Origin of the sequence: Dorea formicigenerans (assembly GCF_025150245.1) — a bacterium.
Taxonomy (GTDB): domain Bacteria; phylum Bacillota; class Clostridia; order Lachnospirales; family Lachnospiraceae; genus Dorea; species Dorea formicigenerans.
Genome location: NZ_CP102279.1, coordinates 679,012 through 699,829, shown reverse-complemented (window position 1 = coordinate 699,829; position 20,818 = coordinate 679,012). Strand labels below are relative to the sequence as shown.

The following is a 20,818-nucleotide window of genomic DNA, read 5'->3' as shown; positions in this document are numbered from 1 at the left end:
TCAGTAACAATGAGGTAACAGCATGAAAAAAAAATTCAGTACCATGAAATTACAGAACCGTTTTCTTTTGATCTTGCTTCTGGCTCTGACGATTTCTGCAACATTATTCGAACTGCTTTGGCTAAATAAATGGACTCTGGTAAACTGGACAGGCAATTTTGAAATTTTACAGTCCCAGATTGATGACGAAGATTTCTGGACGAAATTGGACGAAACTGCACAAAATTTATCACTTCCAGAATCCTCAGACGATGAAGCTGCCGCAAAAGCAATAAAACCCCTTCTAGATCTGGCAGATAAATACACAAGCATTTATCTTTACGAACAGGAGGATGGCCTTTATATTACAGGACAATATGCAAAAATTATGGACGAAAAGCATTCCGGTTTCCGGACTTTTTTCGATCTTGGATACAGGTTAACTGATGGGGAAGGGGAAGATTTTCGTCAAGGGTATCTCCAATTTCAAAACGGAAAAGCTCAAGTCGTTGTTGTCAATTACCAGCGTGCCCTTTTCATTTACCCTTATATGTTTCTTTCGCTACTTTTAAGTGTCCTGGTCTTTCTTGGAATCGTCCTGTTCTTCATGAACCGGAAGATGCGCGAAGTACTGGCTCTGGAGCAGGAAATTTTGCTGATGTCCACAGGGGATCTGACCCACCCGGTTCCGCAATATAGTAAAGATGAAATTGGCATTTTGGCAAATGAGTTGAATCATCTTCGTATCTCTTTAAATGAAAATATTGTCCGTGAGCAAGAAAGCCGAAAAGCAAATCAGGATCTGATCACAGCACTCTCCCATGATTTACGGACGCCACTTACAATTCTGACCGGATATCTGGAAGTATTAAAGCTTGGAAGAACTCCTGAAAAGCAGGCAGATTATCTGGACCGGTGTCTGAAAAAAGCTTCCGATATTAAAGAACTGACGGATCAAATGTTCAGCTACGCCCTTGTTTCCGAAGAGCAGGAAACTCCTGACATGTCCTGGCTGTCTACTGATTATATTTTTCAATGTATTCAGGAAAATTGCGATTTCATTAGTCTGGCCGGATTTACGACAAATGTTAAAATTCCAGAAGTGACTGGTATTCTGCTCAGCGACAAAACAATGATCAATCGCATTTTTACCAATCTGTTCTCTAATATTTTAAAATATGGAGACAAAGGAACTCCGGTCATCGTCCGCAGTTCCGTCCGTAAACAGCGCTTTACTGTGACTGTTTCCAATGCAATCAAGCAAGAACATTCTGATGTCGGAAGCAGCAATATCGGACTTCGTAATGTCCAGCGGATGATGCAGATGATGGACGGCGAAATGCTTCTGACAAAGAAAACATCATCAGACAGCCCGGGAAAACATAACATTTCTCAGAATACAAGTTCAGCCTTCGCCTCTGAAAATGTATCCGGAGTCTTTGAAGTTACACTTTGGTTCCCACTCCGATGACATGCTCTGACCTGCTGTTTTTCTAACAAGCGGAATATCAACTATCGATTGTTGAGAAATATGTCTCATTAGATAAGCTGCGTTTATAAATGCTTACAATATTGTTTTATAATCCTTATAAAACAGCATGAATTTTCATGTTTTGAAGCAATTAGCTATTGTTTTTTGTAATAAAATCTGCTTAACTTATAAGTAGGCGATATAAACCACGCCAGGATAACCCGAATAAAATTATTGATAATAGTGAGGTATTAAGATGAAACCAATCAAAGAAGGAAAAGTACGTGAAATCTATGATAACGGTGACAGCCTGATTATGGTTGCTACGGACCGCATCAGCTGTTTTGATGTGATTCTTAATAACGTCGTTACAAAAAAAGGAACTGTTCTGACTCAGATGTCCAAGTTCTGGTTCAATCTGACAAAAGACATTATTCCGAACCATATGATCTCTACTAATGTAAAAGATATGCCTGAGTTCTTCCAGAAACCAGAGTTCGATGGCAACAGTATGATGTGCCGCAAGCTTGAAATGCTTCCAATCGAGTGCATTGTCCGCGGATACATTACAGGAAGCGGATGGGCAAGCTATAAAGAAAATGGAACAGTCTGCGGAATCACTCTTCCGGAAGGATTAAAAGAGTCCGACAAACTTCCAGAACCAATCTACACACCATCTACAAAAGCTGAGATTGGTGACCACGACGAGAATATTTCCTATGAGCAGAGCATTGCTCATCTTGAAAAATACTTCCCTGGAAAAGGTGAAGAGTATGCCAAGAAGCTTCGCGATTACACCATCGCTCTTTATAAGAAATGTGCGGACTACGCACTGACACGCGGTATCATCATTGCTGATACAAAATTTGAATTCGGTCTTGATGAGAACGGTAACATGGTACTTGGTGACGAGATGCTCACACCAGACAGCTCCCGTTTCTGGCCAGCAGATGGTTATGAGCCGGGGCATGGACAGCCGTCCTTCGACAAGCAGTTCGCCCGTGACTGGCTGAAAGCAAATCCGGATAATGACTGGACCCTTCCGGATGAAATCGTCGAGAAAACAATCGACAAATACTTACAGAGCTATGAGATGTTAACTGGAGAAAAATTAGCTTAATGCAAAAGAATTACATTTACCGTGGGGGCTTTTACTTAGTAGGATTACTGGTACTGGCCCTCGGTATCTCTCTGAATACGAAGACGGGACTTGGGGTCTCTCCCATCATCTCCGTATCTTACAGCATATCCACAATCTGGAATCTAAACTTTGGAAATATGACGATGGTACTTTATTGTATCTTTGTTCTGGTAGAAATACTTCTTCATACCATCCTGTGCCGGAAAGAACTGAAACGTGAAGATATTGCTTTGGAGCATGCAAATGAAATGAATCTGAAGCTTGTTCTTATTATGGATCTTTTACAGATTCCATTAAGTCTTGTATTTACAAGATTTTTAAATGTGTTCGGTGCGTGGATTCCTGATCTGAAAACAGACTGTGCAGGCAGCTTTGCCGGAACATTTTCCGGACGTGTATTTTTCCTGATCATTGCTATTATACTGACCGGCGTCGGTGCCGCCATGTCACTGAACATGCGTATCATTCCAAATCCGGGAGACGGTATCGTACAGGCAATTGCTGATACCATTCACAAAAGCACTGGATTTACAAAGAACTGCTTCGATCTGTTCAACATCTGCGTGACCATCAGCGTCGGTTTGATCTTCGCTCACCATCTGGTCGGCATTGGACTTGGAACCGTCCTTGCTGTCATCGGTGTCGGACGCGCAATTGCTGCATTTAATTATCTTTTTTATGAGAAAACAAAAACTCTGGCCGGACTTTAATCCGGTCAGAGTTTTTTCGTTTTGCCTTTCTTATCATATTCCTACAGCGGAAGTTCATCAGCCTCTGTGAACTCATAATCATCCGGAGCTGGGGTAATCGATCCGTCTTTTTCAATCATAGCTTGTTTTTCGGCCATTTTCCTTGTTTCAGGTAAAGGTTCCTTATATTTCTCCATCAAGTCTTTCAGATCCTGTTTACCCTCAAACTCACCACACCAATCAGTACGCAGTTCTTTTATAACATCTTCGATAAACAACAAAATATATACTGCTGCATCTTTAATCCCTTCGATATCTATATGTTTATCTATGAGTTCGTCACGAGTCATAGCTCTACACTTTTCACGCAATTCATCATCCCCCATAGACTCCTCTTCATATCTCAGTTTCGATTCAATTATTCTTCTATCTTCTTCTCTCTCCCCTGCTGAAACATTCTGATCACACAAAGCACGACTGTCCAAATAATCAAACAGTGTATCTATATCTTGTCCCGCATCCTTCAAAACACACTTTACATGCTTCGCCTCCTGACTGAATTTTATACATTCCTCTATCAGTTCATCACTAGTCTTACTTTCAAGTTTCCAACACGGATCGTCAAAACTTGGCTCGCCCACACATGCATCTTTATCGTAAAATCCCCAGTCCCTTAGAGTACTGTCAAAATTATCCATCGTTTCATAAATATATGAGCCAACAACATCATCCTCAAACCTTGTCCCGGAAACATAATGGCTTGTTGTTCCACAATCCTCTTCCGGTAAACTATCCTCGTAAGCACGTGCCATATCTGCGCCTTCTGCACCTAACTGTTCTTCCCAATCAATTCCCATAGTAAAGTTCTCCTTTTCTTATGCACTTTCTTGATTTGTTAAACTTATTTTAGCACACTATAATATGCTTTTGTAATTTATTTGGAACACGTTCCACATTACCATGTCATTCATTTTCTCACATAAAAATTCAAGAATGCCTCGGCATTCTTGCTGCGAGGTGCGCGTCATGCAATTGCGTGACATACTTCTACTGCGCACCTCTGCAAGTCTACACTCCGTTTCGGTCGGCGCAAAACCATTGTCCACCGGACAATGTGCGCCCTGCCGGAGGCTATATCAGCTGGGGGATTGACTCCCACCACTGATACCAGCTTGTTTCTCACCACCTATAGAGGTTGGAGTCATCTCCCAGCTGATATAAGCCCCACATATCCTGAAAAAAATAATCCCACAGCAGGTACTATCGCAAGTGTACCTGCCAGGGATTATTTTATGGTATATAAATTACATATCTACATAGAAATCCAGCCAAATGCGTTTGCCACGGAACTTGCCAGAATAATCATAGCAAAAATCGGGCAAAGATATTTGATCATGACTACAAATATTTTCTTTCTGCGGAATGCTGCTTCCCCATGTCTGATTTCCTCTTCTATGCGGTCTATGCCAACTACTTTTGACACAAATATACTTGTCATCATGGCTGCGATTGGCATCATCACTGAATTTGTCAGGAAATCAAAGAAATCCAGGAACTGCATTCCAATGATTTTTACAAATGCCAGCGGTCCATATCCAAGACAGGATAATGTTCCAAGGGCAATCATTATAATTCCGATTACGGCTGTAGATTTTCTTCGGCTCCAGCCAATCTCATCTTCAAAGGTTGAAACTGCACTTTCTGTCAGTGCAATAGAACTTGTCACTGCTGCAAATAATACCAACAGGAAGAATAAAATTCCTACAACTGTTCCAAATCCCATATTTGCAAATACTTTCGGGATTGTAATGAACATCAATGCCGGACCTGCCTGCAGTGTATCCGGATCTCCTCCGGAAAATGCAAAAACTGCCGGAATAATCATAAGTCCTGCCATAATTGCAATTGCTGTATCGAATACTTCTACATTTCTTGTAGAATCTTCAATGGAACTGTCTTTTTTCATATAAGAGCCAAATGTAATCAGAATACCCATAGCAATAGACAGGGAATAGAACATCTGTCCCATAGCCGCCACAACCGTCATCCATGAAAAGTTCTTCAGATTCGGCACGAGGAAATATTTCACTCCTTCAATAGCTCCTGGTCTTGTCACCGAATAAATCGCAATAATGACAGACAGAACGACCAAAATTGGCATCATGAACTTTGAAACTCTTTCGATTCCATTTCTCACACCTGCATAGATGATCGACAATGTGAACATACAGAAAATTACAAAACAGATTTCTGTCGATGCTCCATTTGAAATAAATTCAGAAAAATATCCATCTGCCGCCAGTTTTGTACCATTTCCCTTCACATACTCAATCAGATACTTAATGACCCAGCCTCCGATCACGGAATAATATGGTACGATCAGCACTGGAATGATTGCATTGATCCAGCCTCCAAAGGAGAGCCACCCCGCTTTCTTTCCAAATGCTTTAAATGCTCCTACAGGACTTTTTCTTGTCATACGTCCCAAAGCTGATTCGGCAACAATCATTGTGTAACCGAATGTCAATGCGAGCAAAATATAAATAAGAAGAAAAATTCCTCCACCATACTTTGCTGCAAGATACGGGAATCTCCAAATATTTCCCAATCCTACTGATGCACCCGCCGCAGACAGTACGAAACCTATCTTCCCCGAAAAGGTGCTTCTTTTGTTCTTTTTTGTTTCCATCTCTCTTTTACCTCTGATCTGCTCTTATTGCAGATCAGGCTTTCCCTTTCTCACGCCCAAGGCCTCTATGCCCTGGCTTTAAATTAATCCCGGCTATTCTTGATTTATCTTTTGCCGTATTGATTCATTTTATCACAAATCACACCTTTTATCTAGTGTAGAAAGCAGTGTATTTCTGCGGTGTATTCAGTATAATCACATTGCTCTGTCGAATAAAATACTGTATAATGAAATTCATCTGAAAACGAAAGGGATTTGAAAACATGGACACAAAAGAATCTGTTGGAAAAGCAGCAAAAGGATTGGGATCGCTTGTATTAATTCTTCTTTTGATGAAGGGATTTACATTTAGCTTTCGTTCAAATTGGCTGTTAACTATAGGAATCATTGTAGGAGGAACACTCTTTTTATACTTTGTGGGCTTGCAATGTATTGCAGGATATTTATGGAAAAGGAAGTTGGTGACAATAGGCGCAATTTTTATAGGCTGCTTCTTTGTGTCTACTGTCAGTGAAAATCAGGTGGTTTCAGGGTTAAACACGGTAGCATATTTTCTTGCAGGTTTTGTTTTGGGAATACCTATTGCCTGGTTTTTCTTATCAGCAGGTCGAATTGCGTTTCGAATAATGAGACATGAACGCCTGGTTAATTCCGGTTCGTATACCGGTTCTACTGTTTCTTATAACTCAAATAACAAATGGGACCAGGAAAGAGCCGAAAGAGAACGGCAAGAGCGTGAAGCGGATCAGCGTGCGAAAGCTCGTTATGATGCCCGTACCAATCAATTAAAAGCAGAGTATGATGCCCGTACTGCCGCGGGATGGGGAAAAACAGGCGCAGAACGAAACTTCCGTAATGATGCGGATTATTGGAAAAATCAGCAAAAGAAATATTAACATTGAAAATAAGAGGTTACAGCATTGAAAATTCAGTGCCACAACCTCTTATTTTTGTACAAAAAAACAGTTCACAGATTTTTCACAAAATAATTAGCACTCACCTCTTGACAGTGCTAATAATAGGTGCTATATTACAGTTAGAACAAAGGAAGGGGAACAAAAAGAAGGAAAAAGTTCCTAATCCGCAAGGTTCTGGCACACAACACATCGGATTTCTCCGACAGTGCTTAAATATATTTTATGAATGTCTTTTGAAAGGAGATATGACTTATGATGTTACCTAGTATTTTTGGAGAAAACTTATTGGACAATTGGTTTGATGATGGTTGGAATTCATGGGATTACAGCAATACAAGCCTCATGAACACAGACATTAAAGAGAATGATAATGATTATGAACTGACGATGAATCTTCCAGGTGTTAAAAAAGAAGATGTCACAGCAGAGTTGAAAGATGGTTACTTAACAATCCATGCTACATCTAATCAGAACAAAGATGAGAAAGATGAAGATGGCAAATATATCCGCCGTGAGCGTTACAGTGGTTCCTGCAACCGTAGCTTCTATGTTGGAGATGCTGTTACAGAGGAAGATATTAAGGCCAGCTTCGAGAATGGTACTTTGAAGATGACAATTCCTAAGAAGGAAGCAAAGGCTGTACCGGAGAAGAAATTCATTTCCATTGAAGGATAATTTCACAGCAAAACTGTATACAAGTTTTAGATTTGTTACACCTTCTTTGTAACCGTGGCGGTTCAAAAGAACCGCCTGCGGATCACATAGATGAATAATTTGATTATAACGATTTTAGTATATATTTTTAGGAGGAATGACTTATGTTACCTAGCATTTTTAATGATAATTTATTTGATGATTTCTTTAACTTTCCATTTTACGATGACAAAGCAGAGCGTCGTGCAGAGAAAAAACTTTACGGACATCATGCTCACAACCTTATGAAAACTGATATCAAAGAGAAAAAAGACGGTTATGAGTTAGAGATGGATCTTCCGGGCTTTAAGAAAGATGAAATCACCGCTGAATTGAAAGACGGTTACATGACCATCAGTGCAGCAAAAGGTTTGGATCAGGACGAACAGGAGAAAGATACAGGACGTTATCTTCGTCGTGAGCGTTACGCCGGTGCCTGCCAGAGAACGTTCTATGTTGGAGAAGATGTTACAGAAGAGGATATCAAGGCTGAGTTCAAACACGGTATCTTGAAACTCTTCATTCCAAAGAAAGAAGCAAAACCAGCTGAACCAGAGAAAAAATTCATCTCCATTGAAGGATAATTTTCTCTCCCATTGAGAGTGTTTTCCTGTGAGATAGAATTTTCTCATAAATGTAATTTCCCCTCTTACCGGAAGAACCTGTCACTGGCAGGTTCTTCCAGATGCTTCGGCAACGAAAAGAAGTGTCACATCCCACAGTGGCACTTCTTTTTATTTGCATTTTATTTATACTTTTTTATTCTTTATAATCAACAGATTTTATTTCCATTGGCTTTCATTTTAAATTTTAATCCTAGTATTTCTGCTGCTCTTTTACACATCAGCATGCGCTGTAGGAATATTTCAAAATAATCTAAAATGGAGCATATTTCTTCATCAAGTTCAATTTCCAATAAGATCACTTTCTTCTCAACATTAACCTGAAGACTGGAGGCAACTGCCGCATAATTAACACGATCGTGCATATCAAAATTCTCTTTGATTGGATTCCTTACACGGTTTCTTCTGACATCTGTCTTATCTGCCAGGATCAATGCCGCAGAAACAGCATCTACTGCAGTCCCAGTTTGTTCATCATGCTGACCGATTGCACTGACAATTGCCGCGATATCTTCATCTGGAAACTTCCATTCCCGAAGTAGCTGAAATGCCATCAGGGCAGAACTATGTGCATGATCTACACGGTTGACACAATTTCCCATATCATGCATATATCCTGCAATTTGGGCAAGTTCTACTGTATGTTCGTTATATCCTAATTTTTCCAAAATTTCTCCTGCTGTCTCGGCAACTTTTACTGCATGTCCTCTGGAATGTTCTGTATATCCTAAGATTCCTAAAACTCTATTTCCCTGTTCAATATACGCATTCACCTCCGGCATCTTTTTGATTGATTTATAAGTTATTTTATCCAAGTAAATTTCTTTCCTTTCTTTTTTTTATAATCTTTGTATTGCATCCATCGCCAGTTCCGATCGCTCACATTCTTCTGTTGACATCGTAATCTGATAGCAAAGCGGACTTCCTTTCATATACTCCGATGCATAACTAAGACCATTCGTTCTCTCATCAAGAAATGGGCGGTCAATCTGATTCGGGTCTCCAAGCAGCACAATTTTCGTTCCTTTTCCGGCTCTTGTAATAATTCCTTTCACCTGATTTGGTGTCATATTCTGAGCTTCATCGATGATTAAATATGTATTTACAAATGAACGTCCTCTTATAAAATTCATTGCTTCAGCCTGTATGATTCCTCTGGCAAATATTTCTTCTATTTTTCCTTGAAGTTCCTGTTCATCTTGATAACGGGCTTCCTCATCAGAATCAATTAACTGCTCCAGATTATCCATGATTGGGCGCATTAGCGGTGATATCTTCTCCTGCTCATCTCCCGGCAAAAATCCAATATCCGAATCAAACTGTGCATTCGGTCTGCAAATCAGAATTCTGCGATATTCCCCCGTCGGATTATTCAAGATCTTCTCCAGACCAACTGCGAGAGAATAAAATGTCTTAGCCGTGCCTGCCATACCTTTTACAATCACAAGCGGTGCCTCATCAGCCGGTTTCATAAGTGCTTCCTGAAGGAAATACTGACCTGAATTTCTCGGCTTCACTCCATATGGTAAACTCTTTTTGTATTTTAAAGGCACAACTTTCTTACCTTCCACTCTTCCAAGATGTGTTTTCTTCAACGACTGATCTGCTTTTAAAATAATAAATTCATTTTCCACAAGTTCCGGTTGAATTTTATTTCCCATTTCATCTGACAAATATAATTCTTTGACAGAAACTCCTTTTTTCTTAAAATCTTTGAACTTATCCTCCGCTACAAAGCATTGTTGTCTGCCACTATACTGTTCTTCCTCTGCAATTACCTGCTCTGTACTAAAATCCTGCGCCTCAATCCCCATAATCTGAGCTTTTATTCGAAGCACCAGATCCTTTGTCACAAGTACTACTGGTTTTTCCTCATCAGAAATCCCTTTGCAGACTTTCAAAATCCTGTTATCCGCTTTATCTTCCGGCAAACTTTCAGGGAGTTCCACTCCGACACAATTAGCCTCGACTCTTAAAAAACCACCATTTTCCAACTCTACTCCCTTTAGCAAGTCACCTTTCATTCGAAGCTTTTCTAAGAAACGTATGGCCCGTCTGGCGTTTGCCCCTTTTTCACCTTCTGCTTTCTTGAGTCCATCCAATTCTTCCAGTACGACCAATGGTAAAATAACCCGGTTTTCTTCAAAACACTGACATGCATACGGCGCCTGAATCAATATATTAGTATCAATCACATACGATTTAATCATCAACATCTCTCCTGCTCTGCATTTTCAACCTTATTCTGCAAGTTGTTGACCTTGCATCATTTAATATAACAAGAGAATATTGATTTTGCTTCATGATTCAGTAAAATATACGTAAATTAAATTATAATTCCATTACAATGATCCACCTCATGCTGAATGATCTGTGCAATCCAACCAGTATATTTCTGACGCTGTTTTTTCCAGTTCATGTCCTGATACTCGAGTTCAATCTCCTGATATCTAGTACATGGACGCACGCCAATCAGTGACAAACATCCTTCTTCTGTCTGATAAGAACCACTTTTCTTCACAATTCTCGGATTGAACATGGCAACATTCATAAATCCCATATTCACTGCAATAATCCGCTTCTTGACACCAATCATGTTAGCTGCCATACCGACACAGCCCTCCTCATGAGCTTTCAAAGTATCCAATAAATCTATGGCAACCTGCTTATCCGCCTGCGTCGCAGGCTCAGACTTCTGCCCTAAAAATAAAACGTCATGCACAACTTCTCTTACCATCTATTCTCCCTCCAAAAATCCTAAGTATTCATCAAATATATTAAATAACATATCCCCGGAACACACCGGAAGTTCGGCTGTTGTTCCCGGCAATTCTGCATATTGATACAAATCCTCCGCCTTTGTTAATACAAGTACTGGTATTACTTCATACTGCGGTCCAAATAACACTTCCAGATAAGGGCTGTACTTGGCAGCCTGAGACATTTCTTCTTCCAGTATTTTATCATTCATCTTAAACTCCAGCGAAAATACATAATTCTCTGTAATCACCAGCACGTCCGCATAAATTCTTATGTATCTGGATTTCTTAATTCGCAATTCAAATAGAATTTCCCAGTCATCAAACTTTACATCTGCATCACTAAGATCTGCAAACAGATTCTTCATCACCTCATAAGAATCCCGAAATGAATGGAATAGTCCTCTTGTATCGTTAAGATTCCGTCCAATCTTCCTGCAGCCTTCCGTCAACATCTGAAACCATTCATCCTCAGTAAGTTCCAGAAACTCAGCTACTGTTCCATAATATCCACTATAATCACCCAGCCCCACGTGTGGTCTGCTCTGCCTGATTAGTCCGTACCACTCATAATTCTCATTACGGTAGCACAAATCCTTCATATAAGGCGAATTATAAAGATAATGATTCACTGTGCTTCTGTCTTTATTCAGTTTCTTAGCAATCTCCCGTGCTTTAATTCCATCGCCAGAGGCAATCAGGGCATAAATGTCCCGTTCAATGATATCCATAACTAAAAGCTTGTCCTCCAAAGTGGTATCACATTAATAACAGGCTCTTCATACGGGTGAACTGCTTTTACCACTTCGATTGTCTTATCAACATTTTCTGTGTATACTGTAACCTCTACTTTCAGCTCCGGCTCACAACTGATTTCTCCGTTCGTCCCTATATATGGATTACAGCCGTCAAGCGGACGCCAGTAGCCCGTCACCGGACTCACAGACATACAGGAATCATAATTGCCGATGTGTCCCGCATCAACCTCCTGGAGAGCTTTCTGTAAAACTTCCAGGTGAGATGGCGGAAGGAAGATTTCTAATTTACAATACTTAAAGTCCATGGAAATACCTCTTTTCACATTATAATCTATTCCCATTGTATCACAATAGTAGTACCTCGTCTTCTATATTACACATGTAATCTTCCGCCCAATTTCAAAAGGATTTTATCTAATCCTCCATATATTCTCTATAATCTACTTCACTTGCGAATAACATATATCTTCCTTGCACTAATCCCATGTAACCTTCTGATGTTGCATAACCTTTCATCTTCTGCTTCCTCCTTGAACATAATCTGTAATTTATATAGTTTCCATTGTTTCTTTGCTTTCTTATAGTTATAGTTTACAGATTTAGGTGTCCTATAAAAATGACAGGTTGACGTATAAAAATCTTTATGATATTCTTATTTCGCTAATCTGATTCCATTTATCAGATTAGTGATAACATTTATAAATTACATATTCTAAAAACTACAGTGTGGACTTTTTCAGTTCAACTTTTTTTCGCCGCACAATTATAGGCTTTTTATAATTGTACGGCTTTTTGTATGTCCGAAATAATTTGCTTAACACATTTTTAAGGAGGAAATCTTTATGAATGATACATTTATGAAAGAAAAGCCGATTCTGCCACTTTTGACTTCTATGGCACTTCCCATGGTCATTTCAATGTTGGTGAACTCGCTTTATAATATTGTAGATAGTTTTTTCGTAGCTCAGATCAATGAGCAGGCAATGGCTGCCCTGTCACTGGTTTTTCCGGTACAGAACTTTGTGAATGCAACTGCCATTGGATTTGGCGTTGGAATCAACGCTATGATCGCATTCCATCTTGGAGCTGGCAATAAAGAAAATGCAAATGCTTCCGCAACTCACGGAATGATTCTTTCAGTGATACATGGATTTCTTGCTCTGATCATCAGCATTGCAATTATGCCAACATTTTTAGGAGCATTTACGAAAGATGAAAATGTTATAAAACTTGGATTAGAATATTCCAGAATTGTATTTTTGTTCGCGCCAGTGATTATGATCAGTTTGGCTTTTGAGAAAATATTTCAGGCTGTAGGACGAATGAATGAGACGATGTTTGCACTTTTATGCGGCTGTATTTCCAATATCATACTGGATCCGCTACTGATTTTCGGAATTGGATTCTTCCCAAAACTCGGAATTAAAGGTGCTGCGCTTGCAACCGGCATCGGACAGATTATTACTGTAATTGTTTATCTAATCTATTATGTGAAGAAGCCACTTCCGGTAAAGCTAAAAAAATCTTGTCTGCCCCTTCAGCGATCCTTGGATTTTAGGCTCTACACAATTGGCATACCAGCCATTTTAAACCTGGCTCTGCCTTCATTTTTAGTATCATTTCTTAATGGTGTTCTCTCCGCCTACTCCGACATTTACGTCGTAGTGCTTGGGATTTACTACAAATTGCAGACGTTCCTTTATCTTCCGGCAAGTGGAATTGTCCAGGGAATGCGTCCAGTCATTGGTTACAACTATGGTGCCGGAGAAATGGATCGAGTAAGAAAAATTTTCCGTCTGGCACTGCTTATGTGTGGTGGAATCATGGCAGGCGGAACACTTCTGTGTCTGTTTTTTGCAAATGATCTTATCGGAATGTTCACTACGAATCCTGAAACAATTCAGGCGGGCGGTCTTGCACTTCGCATTATCAGCTCCGGATTTATTGTTTCCAGTATCTCCGTTACTGCTTCCGGCGCACTGGAAGGCCTCGGAAAAGGGGTACAATCACTGCTCATTTCTCTGATGCGTTATGTAGTTATCATTATGCCGGCGGCATTTATTTTAAGCCGTATCAGGGGTGCTGTCGGAGTATGGAATGCATTCTGGATCACAGAACTTATCAGCGCAATAGCTTCTGTGTGGATCTATAGAAAAAGTCTGAAACACTAAATTGGGGACACCCTTAATCGTTGATGGGGACGTTACACTTTTGCAAAGTGCTACGTCCCCATCTTACTATTTTATATTGATATAAGATTCAATCAACTCTACTGTCTTCTCGAATCCAAGTTTTCCGCTGTTGATGCACAGGTCATAATTTTCTGCATCATCCCAGCTTCTTCCTGTGTGATAATGATAGAAGTCTGAACGGTATTTGTTGGTTCGTTCGATGTATTTCTCCATCTCTTTTTCGCTCATGCTGACACGCTCTAATGCGGATTTCATCTGGAAATCGTGATCTGCATGAACGTATACGCTGATCATATCCGGATCGTCTTTTAAGACAAAGTCAGCGCATCGTCCGATCAATACGCAAGAACCTTCTGCTGCGTATTTTTTAATGATCTCAGCTTCGTAGTTAAAGAGATTCTGATCTGATGTAAATTCTTTGCTTTCCGGTGGAAGGAGTTCTCCGCTATATACGTTGGTGGATAGCAGGAATTTCGGTAACCTTTTCAGGCGTTCATCTCGTGCATTGAACATACTCTCATTAATACCACTTTCCTCGGAGGCACGCTGCAGGATTTCTCTGCTGTAGCATGGAATTCCGAGTTTTTCTGCCAGCATGTACCCGATGGTCTTTCCACCGCTTCCATACTGTCTGTTGATTGTTATTACTACTCTTTTCATAGCAATTCCCCCAATCTTTTTCTGTTACTTACATTTTAAATGTAACATCTCATTTATGCAAGTCTTGCTCTAACAAGCCTCAATCTGAAACTCATAGAAGAAAACATTACTCTTCCCTGAACTTCTACACATTTGCCATCTACTCACCAAGATATGCCTTCTTAACTGCATCGTCGTTCATCAGCTCTTTTGCATCTCCGCTAAGCAGGATCTTGCCTGTCTCCAGTACATAGGCGCGGTCTGCGATTTCCAAAGCTTTCTTCGCATTCTGCTCTACGAGAAGTACTGTCGTTCCCGTTTTTCTTACTTCTTTGATAATGTCAAAGATCTCGTTTACAAAGATTGGTGATAGTCCCATAGAAGGCTCGTCCATGACAATCAGTTTCGGTTTTGACATAAGCGCCCGTCCCATTGCCAGCATCTGCTGCTCGCCACCGGAGAGTGTTCCGGCTCTCTGGTCTTTTCTTTCTTTCAAACGAGGGAATCTCTCATAGACCATAGCAAGCGTCTGTTCAATCTCCTCTTTGTCTTTTCTTGTGTATGCACCCATTTTCAGATTCTGGTATACGCTCAGATCTGCAAATACACGACGTCCTTCCGGTACGTGTGCGACTCCCATGTATACAATTTTGTGAGCAGGTACTTTTGTAATATCCTGTCCCTCAAATGTTACAGTTCCTTTCTTTGACGGAAGAAGACCTGTAATTGTATGAAGTGTGGTTGTCTTTCCGGCTCCATTTGCTCCGATAAGAGCCACAACTTCTCCTTGGTTTACTTCAAACGAAATGCCTTTGATTGCCTGGATCATTCCGTAATATACTTCCAAATCCTTTACTTCAAGCATTGCCATATTCTTATTTCCTCCTGTCTGGCTTTTCTTTACGTTTGTTTCCGGTTCTCTTATTCATCTCCAAGATATGCAGAAATAACTTCAGGGTTATTCAACACATCTGCTGTTTTTCCCTGTGCCAGTACCTGACCGAAATTCAGAACTGTCAGTTCTTCGCAAATTCCGGATACCAGTTTCATGTCATGCTCGATCAGAAGTATTGTCATTCCAAAATGTTCTCTCACGAACTGGATTGTCTCCATCAGTTCTCCCGTCTCATTCGGGTTCATACCTGCGGCAGGCTCGTCCAGAAGAAGAAGCTTCGGCTCTGTTGCCATAGCACGGGCAATCTCCAGCTTTCTCTGCTTACCATATGGAAGGTTCGTTGCCAGCACATCTGCTTCACCGTCAAGATCAAAAACCTTCAAGATTTCCATAGCCTTCTCATCCATGGCTTTCTCTACTTTTTTGTATTTTGGAAGCCGTAAGATTCCTTCCAATGTAGAATATTTATAGTGATTGTGAAGTCCGACTTTTACATTATCAAGTACTGATAACTGCTTAAACAGACGGATATTCTGAAATGTTCTTGCAATACCTGCTTTGTTGATGTCAATCGTCTTCTTACCGGTAATATCCTCGCCATCCAGTTTGATAATTCCCTCATTTGGCTTATACACACCTGTCAGAAGGTTGAATACCGTTGTTTTACCGGCTCCGTTCGGTCCGATCAGTCCGTAAAGTTCCCCTTTTTCGATCTGCATTTCAAACCCGTCTACTGCACGCAGTCCTCCGAAGGAAATGGACAGATTTTTTACATCTAATAATGCCATCTTATGCTTCCTCCTTTACTGCTTTTTTCTGTTTGAATTTTGCCAAATGTTTTTCTCTCCACTCAATTGCTTTCGGAGCCCAGTTAAAGAGCATCATGACAATCAGTACAATTGCGTAGATCAACATACGGTAATTGGACAGTCCACGCAGAAGTTCCGGAAGCAGTGTCAGGATTGCTGCTGCAATAATAGAACCTCTCACACTTCCAATTCCTCCCAGAACAACAAATACAAGAATCATGATAGACATGTTGTAACCAAAGTTCTGTGGTGTTGCCATCAGCGATGACAGATTATGTGAGTAAAGGACTCCAGCCATTCCTGCAATTGCTGCAGACAGAGAAAATGCAATCAGTTTATATTTTGTTATATTGATCCCTATGGATTCTGCTGCAATACGGTCATCACGAATCGCCATGATCGCGCGTCCGGTTCTGGAGCTGATCAGATTCAGAACAATGACAAGTGTGATCAGAATTAATATAAATCCGATAGTAAATGTACTGTCTTTCGGTGTTCCGCTGATTCCCTGTGGTCCGTTCAGAAGAATCTTTCCATCCGGCTCCATGTTCAAAGACACGGAATCCTTCATTGAAAAATGGAATCCTTTAGAATCTTTGCCAATATAAAAGACATTAATTACATTTTTAATAATCTCGCCAAACGCCAGTGTTACAATTGCCAGGTAATCTCCATTCAGACGAAGTACCGGAATTCCAATTAGGATTCCGAAAATTCCTGCGCACACTGCTCCGATCAGAAGAGCAATCATGAATCTTAAAAGATCCGGCTCAATGACACCTTTCATGCATTTAGAGAAAAATGCACTTGTAAATGCTCCGATACACATGAATCCGGCATGTCCAAGGCTCAGTTCTCCAAGAAAACCTACGACCAGGTTCAGAGAAATTGCCAAAATGATGTAAGTACAGATTGGTACAAGTAATCCTGTAAATAAGCTAGACAGGCTTCCACTTGTAACAAGTACCTGGATTACTGCGTAAACTACGATTACCATAAGATATGTAATCATGTTGTTTTTTGTTGTTTTATTCATATTCTTTAACATTCCTGCCACCTACACTTTCTCCTGGATATTCTTACCAAGAATTCCAGTAGGTTTTACAAGAAGTACCACGATCAGAACTGCAAATACGATTGCATCTGCAAGCTGTGAAGAAATGTATGCTTTTCCGAGAATCTCAATGATTCCAAGAATAATTCCTCCTATCAGCGCTCCCGGTACAGAACCGATTCCACCAAATACGGCTGCTACGAACGCCTTGATACCAGGCATGGAACCTGTGTAAGGTGTCAGGCTTGGGTATGCAGAGCAAAGCAGTACACCAGCGATTGCAGCAAGTGCGGATCCGATTGCAAATGTCATGGAAATAGTCTTATTTACATTAATTCCCATAAGCTGTGCTGCACCTTTGTCCTCGGATACGGCTAACATTGCCTGACCTGCTTTTGTCTTATTAATAAACAGCATCAGACCTGCCATAATAACAATACATAGTACAATTGTCAGGATGGTTGTTCCTGTAATTGTAAGCTTTCCACCTGCCAGTTTCAAGTTCGGCAATTTGATGACTTCTGGAAATGATTTCGTATTAGAACCAAAAATCAGAAGTGCCAGGTTCTGAAGCAGGTAGCTGACACCGATTGCTGTAATCAGAACTGCCAGTGGAGATGCCGCATTACGAAGCGGGCGATAAGCAACTCCTTCAATTACAACTCCAAAAATTGTGCAGGCGATCGTCGCAATAATGATTGCAACAATTGGATTCAGACCTGCGCCTGTCACACAAGTCAATACGATATATGCTCCGACCATAATAACGTCACCGTGGGCGAAGTTCAACATCTTAGCAATACCGTATACCATGGTATAGCCAAGAGCGATGATCGCATATACACTTCCAAGGCTGATACCATTAATGAGATAAGATATAAAACTCATTTTTCTTCTCCTTCCTTTAACTAAAATTTTTACCTCTCAATTATAATGATGTTGGGGGCAAAAGCCCCAACTATGATGCAATATGTGAGAAAGGCTGCCACAGCAATTCTGTAGCAGCCGCTTATCACTATTTTAACTTATCGGGCTGAATTAGTCCATGGATACATATGCACCATTTTCAATCTTAACACCCTTAGGTGCCTTGTTCGGCTCACCGTTCTTCTCCCATGTGATTCCGTCTACACCTGTCAGACCGTCAATCTTGATCTTTGTCATAGCGTCCATCAATTTGTCGCACATCTCTGAGTAATCCATATCCGGTGTTACATCAGCTTCCTCTGCTGCAGCTTTGATAGCGTAAATTGCATCATATGCATCTGCTGCAAACTGAATTGGTGTATTGCCGTATTTATCTTCATATGCTTTTGTGAATGTCTGAGTCTTCTCATCCTGTGCATCAGATGCATAAGGTGTCAGAAGCATCGTTCCCTCTGCAAGAGATTTATCAAATCCCTCTACACCAAGGATTCCGTCAAGTCCATCACATCCAAAGAATGTCGGATGATAATCTAACTTAGCTGCCTGCTGTAAGATAGCAGATGCTTCCTGATAGTAGATTGGAAGGAATACAAGATCAGCTCCTGATGACTGTGCCTTCTTTAACTGTACAGAAAAGTCTGTCTTATTATCTGCTGTAAATGCTTCTGCTGCTACAACATCAAGGCCTTCTTTCTTAGCCTCTGCTGCGAAGTTTGTGTAAATTCCATTAGAATATACATCGGAGCTGTTATAAATAACTGCTATCTTTGTTGCAAGTTTGTTCTTTGCAATGTACTCTGCAGATTTTGTTCCCTGTTCAGGATCTGAGAAGCAAAGACGGAATACGTTGTCGTGATCCTGAACGCTCTCTACTGCTGTTCCGGAAGGTGTGATCTGGAACATGTGATCACTGTCTGTCTCAGATGCTACTGCTGTACAAGAACCAGATGTTACAGTTCCCATAAGAATCTGCATACCCCAGTCTTTCAGAGTATTGTAAGCATTCACAGCTTTCTCTGCATCTGCCTGATCATCTTCTGTCTTGAACTCAACCTGCTTACCATTGATTCCACCATTTTTATTAATCTCTTCTACAGCAAGCTTTGCACCGTTGTCTACTGCTTCACCATATGCTGCTGCATCTCCTGTCATCGGTCCGATTCCACCAATTTTAAATACATCTGATTTTGAATCTGAGCTTCCGCTCTTAGAACCACAGCCTGCCATCATGCTGACTGCCAGTGCTGATACTAATACAGCACTTACAACTTTTTTAAATTTCATAATTCCTAGCCTCCAACTCTGTTTTTGTATTGACCTTATAATATCTCCTTCTTTTCCGTCTGTCAATGAAAATTTTAGATTTCACTCTGTTTTTTTATCAGTACAATCTTTTTTTCATAATAGAAAATACAATTTCTTAATTTCAAGAATGCCCCGGCATTCTTGCTGCGAGGTGCGCGTCATGCAATTGCATGACATACTTCTACTGCGCACCTCTGCAAGTCTACACTCCGTTTCGGTCGGCGCAAAACCATTGTCCACCGGACAATGTGCGCCCTGCCGGAGGCTATATCAGCTGGGGGATTGACTCCCACCACTGATACCAGCTTGTTTCTCACCACCTATAGAGGCGGAGTCATCTCCCAACTGATATAAAAAATAACAGGTAAACATATCGCTTTCAATGTCATATTTAAACCCTGACATTGAGTGCCATATATCCACCTGCTATTTTTTAATATTTTCCTTCTATATAATGATGTTGGATTTCAGGAATATTATCTCATTTTCAGAATTGGACTGATCTTCTTGTAAATCAGAAGTACCACAACAGATACCATTGCACCTTTCAAAAGGTTAAATGGTGCTACTGCAAATACGACAAATGTAAGTAAATTCGTAATATGACCATTTACTGCTGTTCCCATTCCTACCAGCGCATCGATTGGCATGCTAAATGCTTTTGCATAAGCCGGAAGTAATACATATGCATTTAAAAAGCAACCGATAAATGCCATAAATACAGTTCCTGCTGCCATTCCGATCATTGCACTTTTTCTGGAGTGTTTTGCTTTATAGATCCATGCTGCCGGAAGGATAAAGGCACAACCAATTGCAAAGTTGGCAATATCACCGACACCTGCTGTAGATGTTCCACTGATCAGAAGATGTAATACGATTTTAATAAGTTCGATCATTGCTCCTGCTGCCGGTCCCATTGCAAAGCAGCCGATCAGTGCCGGAACTTCGCTGAAATCAATCTTGTAAAATGCCGGTGCAAATGGAAGCGGTATTTCAAATGCCATTAAAATAACTGCAATTGCCCCCAGCATTCCCACCTGGGTAATGAATCTTACTTTTGACATACCTGCTGTGTTTGACTTGTTCTGTGTTGCTACATTTGTACTCATTTCTTTCTCTCCTTTTTATCTGCGGTGTGTCTGAGCTGTGCAAATGAAAACCTCAGGCACTGCCCTCTTTTATTTTAAGTAAGAAAGAATACTTCTTTTGGAACTATGCTTCTTTAGAATGTATCACTAAAAAAGGTCCACCGAACCTTTTTGTCGTATGCTTGACAAC

General features: G+C 40.5%; 21 protein-coding genes. 7 read left to right on the top strand and 14 right to left on the bottom strand.

Features of this window, described 5'->3' with window-relative positions; all coding sequences use genetic code 11:
• The first annotated feature begins 22 nt into the window (after positions 1-22).
• The 3 genes from NQ560_RS03520 (at position 23) to NQ560_RS03510 (ending at position 3,301) form a co-directional block, all read left to right on the top strand.
• A complete protein-coding gene (locus NQ560_RS03520) occupies positions 23-1,450 on the top strand; it encodes a HAMP domain-containing sensor histidine kinase (RefSeq protein ID WP_005330923.1) in 1,428 nt (475 codons plus the stop codon).
• A 256-nt stretch (positions 1,451-1,706) separates the two neighbouring features.
• Positions 1,707-2,570, top strand: coding sequence for a phosphoribosylaminoimidazolesuccinocarboxamide synthase (locus NQ560_RS03515; RefSeq protein ID WP_005330922.1), 864 nt, complete (start codon positions 1,707-1,709; stop codon positions 2,568-2,570).
• Positions 2,570-3,301: a DUF6198 family protein gene (locus NQ560_RS03510; protein ID WP_005330921.1), complete on the top strand. Its 732-nt coding sequence runs from the start codon at positions 2,570-2,572 to the stop codon at positions 3,299-3,301. Before NQ560_RS03515 ends, NQ560_RS03510 begins: the two co-directional genes overlap by 1 nt.
• Positions 3,302-3,342: 41 nt before the next feature.
• Here NQ560_RS03510 and NQ560_RS03505 read toward each other — a convergent pair whose 3' ends face one another.
• Complete coding sequence (locus tag NQ560_RS03505) at positions 3,343-4,137, bottom strand: hypothetical protein (protein WP_005330920.1); 795 nt, start codon at positions 4,135-4,137, stop codon at positions 3,343-3,345.
• A 455-nt stretch (positions 4,138-4,592) separates the two neighbouring features.
• Positions 4,593-5,969 carry a sodium-dependent transporter gene (locus NQ560_RS03500; RefSeq protein WP_005330916.1) on the bottom strand — a complete coding sequence of 459 codons (1,377 nt, stop codon included), beginning with the start codon at positions 5,967-5,969 and terminating at the stop codon, positions 4,593-4,595.
• Between the two features lie 263 nt (positions 5,970-6,232).
• Here NQ560_RS03500 and NQ560_RS03495 point away from each other — a divergent pair, with 263 nt between their 5' ends.
• The 3 genes from NQ560_RS03495 (at position 6,233) to NQ560_RS03485 (ending at position 8,163) form a co-directional block, all read left to right on the top strand.
• On the top strand, positions 6,233-6,865 hold the full coding sequence (locus NQ560_RS03495; protein WP_005330914.1) for a hypothetical protein: 633 nt from the start codon (positions 6,233-6,235) through the stop codon (positions 6,863-6,865).
• Between the two features lie 273 nt (positions 6,866-7,138).
• The gene (locus NQ560_RS03490; RefSeq protein WP_005330910.1) at positions 7,139-7,561 is read left to right on the top strand and encodes an Hsp20/alpha crystallin family protein; all 423 of its coding nucleotides are present in this window, start codon (positions 7,139-7,141) and stop codon (positions 7,559-7,561) included.
• A 143-nt stretch (positions 7,562-7,704) separates the two neighbouring features.
• Complete coding sequence (locus NQ560_RS03485; protein WP_005330909.1) at positions 7,705-8,163, top strand: Hsp20/alpha crystallin family protein; 459 nt, start codon at positions 7,705-7,707, stop codon at positions 8,161-8,163.
• A gap of 188 nt (positions 8,164-8,351) precedes the next feature.
• Here the strand turns inward: NQ560_RS03485 and NQ560_RS03480 are convergent, their stop codons facing one another.
• The 5 genes from NQ560_RS03480 to NQ560_RS03460 form a co-directional block, all read right to left on the bottom strand.
• Entirely contained in the window at positions 8,352-8,984 is a 633-nt protein-coding gene (locus NQ560_RS03480) for an HD domain-containing protein (RefSeq protein ID WP_005330907.1), read from the bottom strand.
• A gap of 57 nt (positions 8,985-9,041) precedes the next feature.
• The gene (locus tag NQ560_RS03475) at positions 9,042-10,412 is read right to left on the bottom strand and encodes a PhoH family protein (RefSeq protein WP_005330906.1); all 1,371 of its coding nucleotides are present in this window, start codon (positions 10,410-10,412) and stop codon (positions 9,042-9,044) included.
• Positions 10,413-10,528: 116 nt separating this feature from the next.
• A complete protein-coding gene (locus NQ560_RS03470) occupies positions 10,529-10,939 on the bottom strand; it encodes a peptide deformylase (protein ID WP_005330905.1) in 411 nt (136 codons plus the stop codon).
• A complete protein-coding gene (locus NQ560_RS03465; RefSeq protein WP_005330904.1) occupies positions 10,940-11,692 on the bottom strand; it encodes a winged helix-turn-helix transcriptional regulator in 753 nt (250 codons plus the stop codon).
• A 2-nt stretch (positions 11,693-11,694) separates the two neighbouring features.
• Positions 11,695-12,024, bottom strand: coding sequence for a YqfO family protein (locus tag NQ560_RS03460; RefSeq protein ID WP_040015272.1), 330 nt, complete (start codon positions 12,022-12,024; stop codon positions 11,695-11,697).
• Positions 12,025-12,561: 537 nt separating this feature from the next.
• On the opposite strand from NQ560_RS03460, the gene NQ560_RS03455 reads away from it, so the two are divergent.
• A complete protein-coding gene (locus NQ560_RS03455) occupies positions 12,562-13,890 on the top strand; it encodes an MATE family efflux transporter (protein WP_005330902.1) in 1,329 nt (442 codons plus the stop codon).
• 66 nt (positions 13,891-13,956) lie between these two features.
• On the opposite strand, the gene NQ560_RS03450 is transcribed toward NQ560_RS03455, so the two are convergent.
• From NQ560_RS03450 to NQ560_RS03420, 7 genes are all read right to left on the bottom strand, one after another.
• Positions 13,957-14,571 (bottom strand): cytidylate kinase-like family protein, encoded by a 615-nt coding sequence (locus NQ560_RS03450; protein ID WP_005330900.1) that lies wholly within the window; start codon positions 14,569-14,571, stop codon positions 13,957-13,959.
• A gap of 139 nt (positions 14,572-14,710) precedes the next feature.
• The gene (locus tag NQ560_RS03445; RefSeq protein WP_005330898.1) at positions 14,711-15,421 is read right to left on the bottom strand and encodes an ABC transporter ATP-binding protein; all 711 of its coding nucleotides are present in this window, start codon (positions 15,419-15,421) and stop codon (positions 14,711-14,713) included.
• A gap of 50 nt (positions 15,422-15,471) precedes the next feature.
• Positions 15,472-16,233 (bottom strand): ABC transporter ATP-binding protein, encoded by a 762-nt coding sequence (locus NQ560_RS03440; RefSeq protein WP_005330896.1) that lies wholly within the window; start codon positions 16,231-16,233, stop codon positions 15,472-15,474.
• A 1-nt stretch (position 16,234) separates the two neighbouring features.
• The gene (locus NQ560_RS03435; RefSeq protein ID WP_040015285.1) at positions 16,235-17,302 is read right to left on the bottom strand and encodes a branched-chain amino acid ABC transporter permease; all 1,068 of its coding nucleotides are present in this window, start codon (positions 17,300-17,302) and stop codon (positions 16,235-16,237) included.
• A 9-nt stretch (positions 17,303-17,311) separates the two neighbouring features.
• Positions 17,312-18,196, bottom strand: coding sequence for a branched-chain amino acid ABC transporter permease (locus tag NQ560_RS03430; RefSeq protein ID WP_005330892.1), 885 nt, complete (start codon positions 18,194-18,196; stop codon positions 17,312-17,314).
• 150 nt (positions 18,197-18,346) lie between these two features.
• Positions 18,347-19,519, bottom strand: coding sequence for an ABC transporter substrate-binding protein (locus tag NQ560_RS03425; RefSeq protein WP_040015271.1), 1,173 nt, complete (start codon positions 19,517-19,519; stop codon positions 18,347-18,349).
• A gap of 497 nt (positions 19,520-20,016) precedes the next feature.
• The gene (locus NQ560_RS03420) at positions 20,017-20,649 is read right to left on the bottom strand and encodes an ECF transporter S component (protein ID WP_005335727.1); all 633 of its coding nucleotides are present in this window, start codon (positions 20,647-20,649) and stop codon (positions 20,017-20,019) included.
• Positions 20,650-20,818 lie beyond the last annotated feature (169 nt).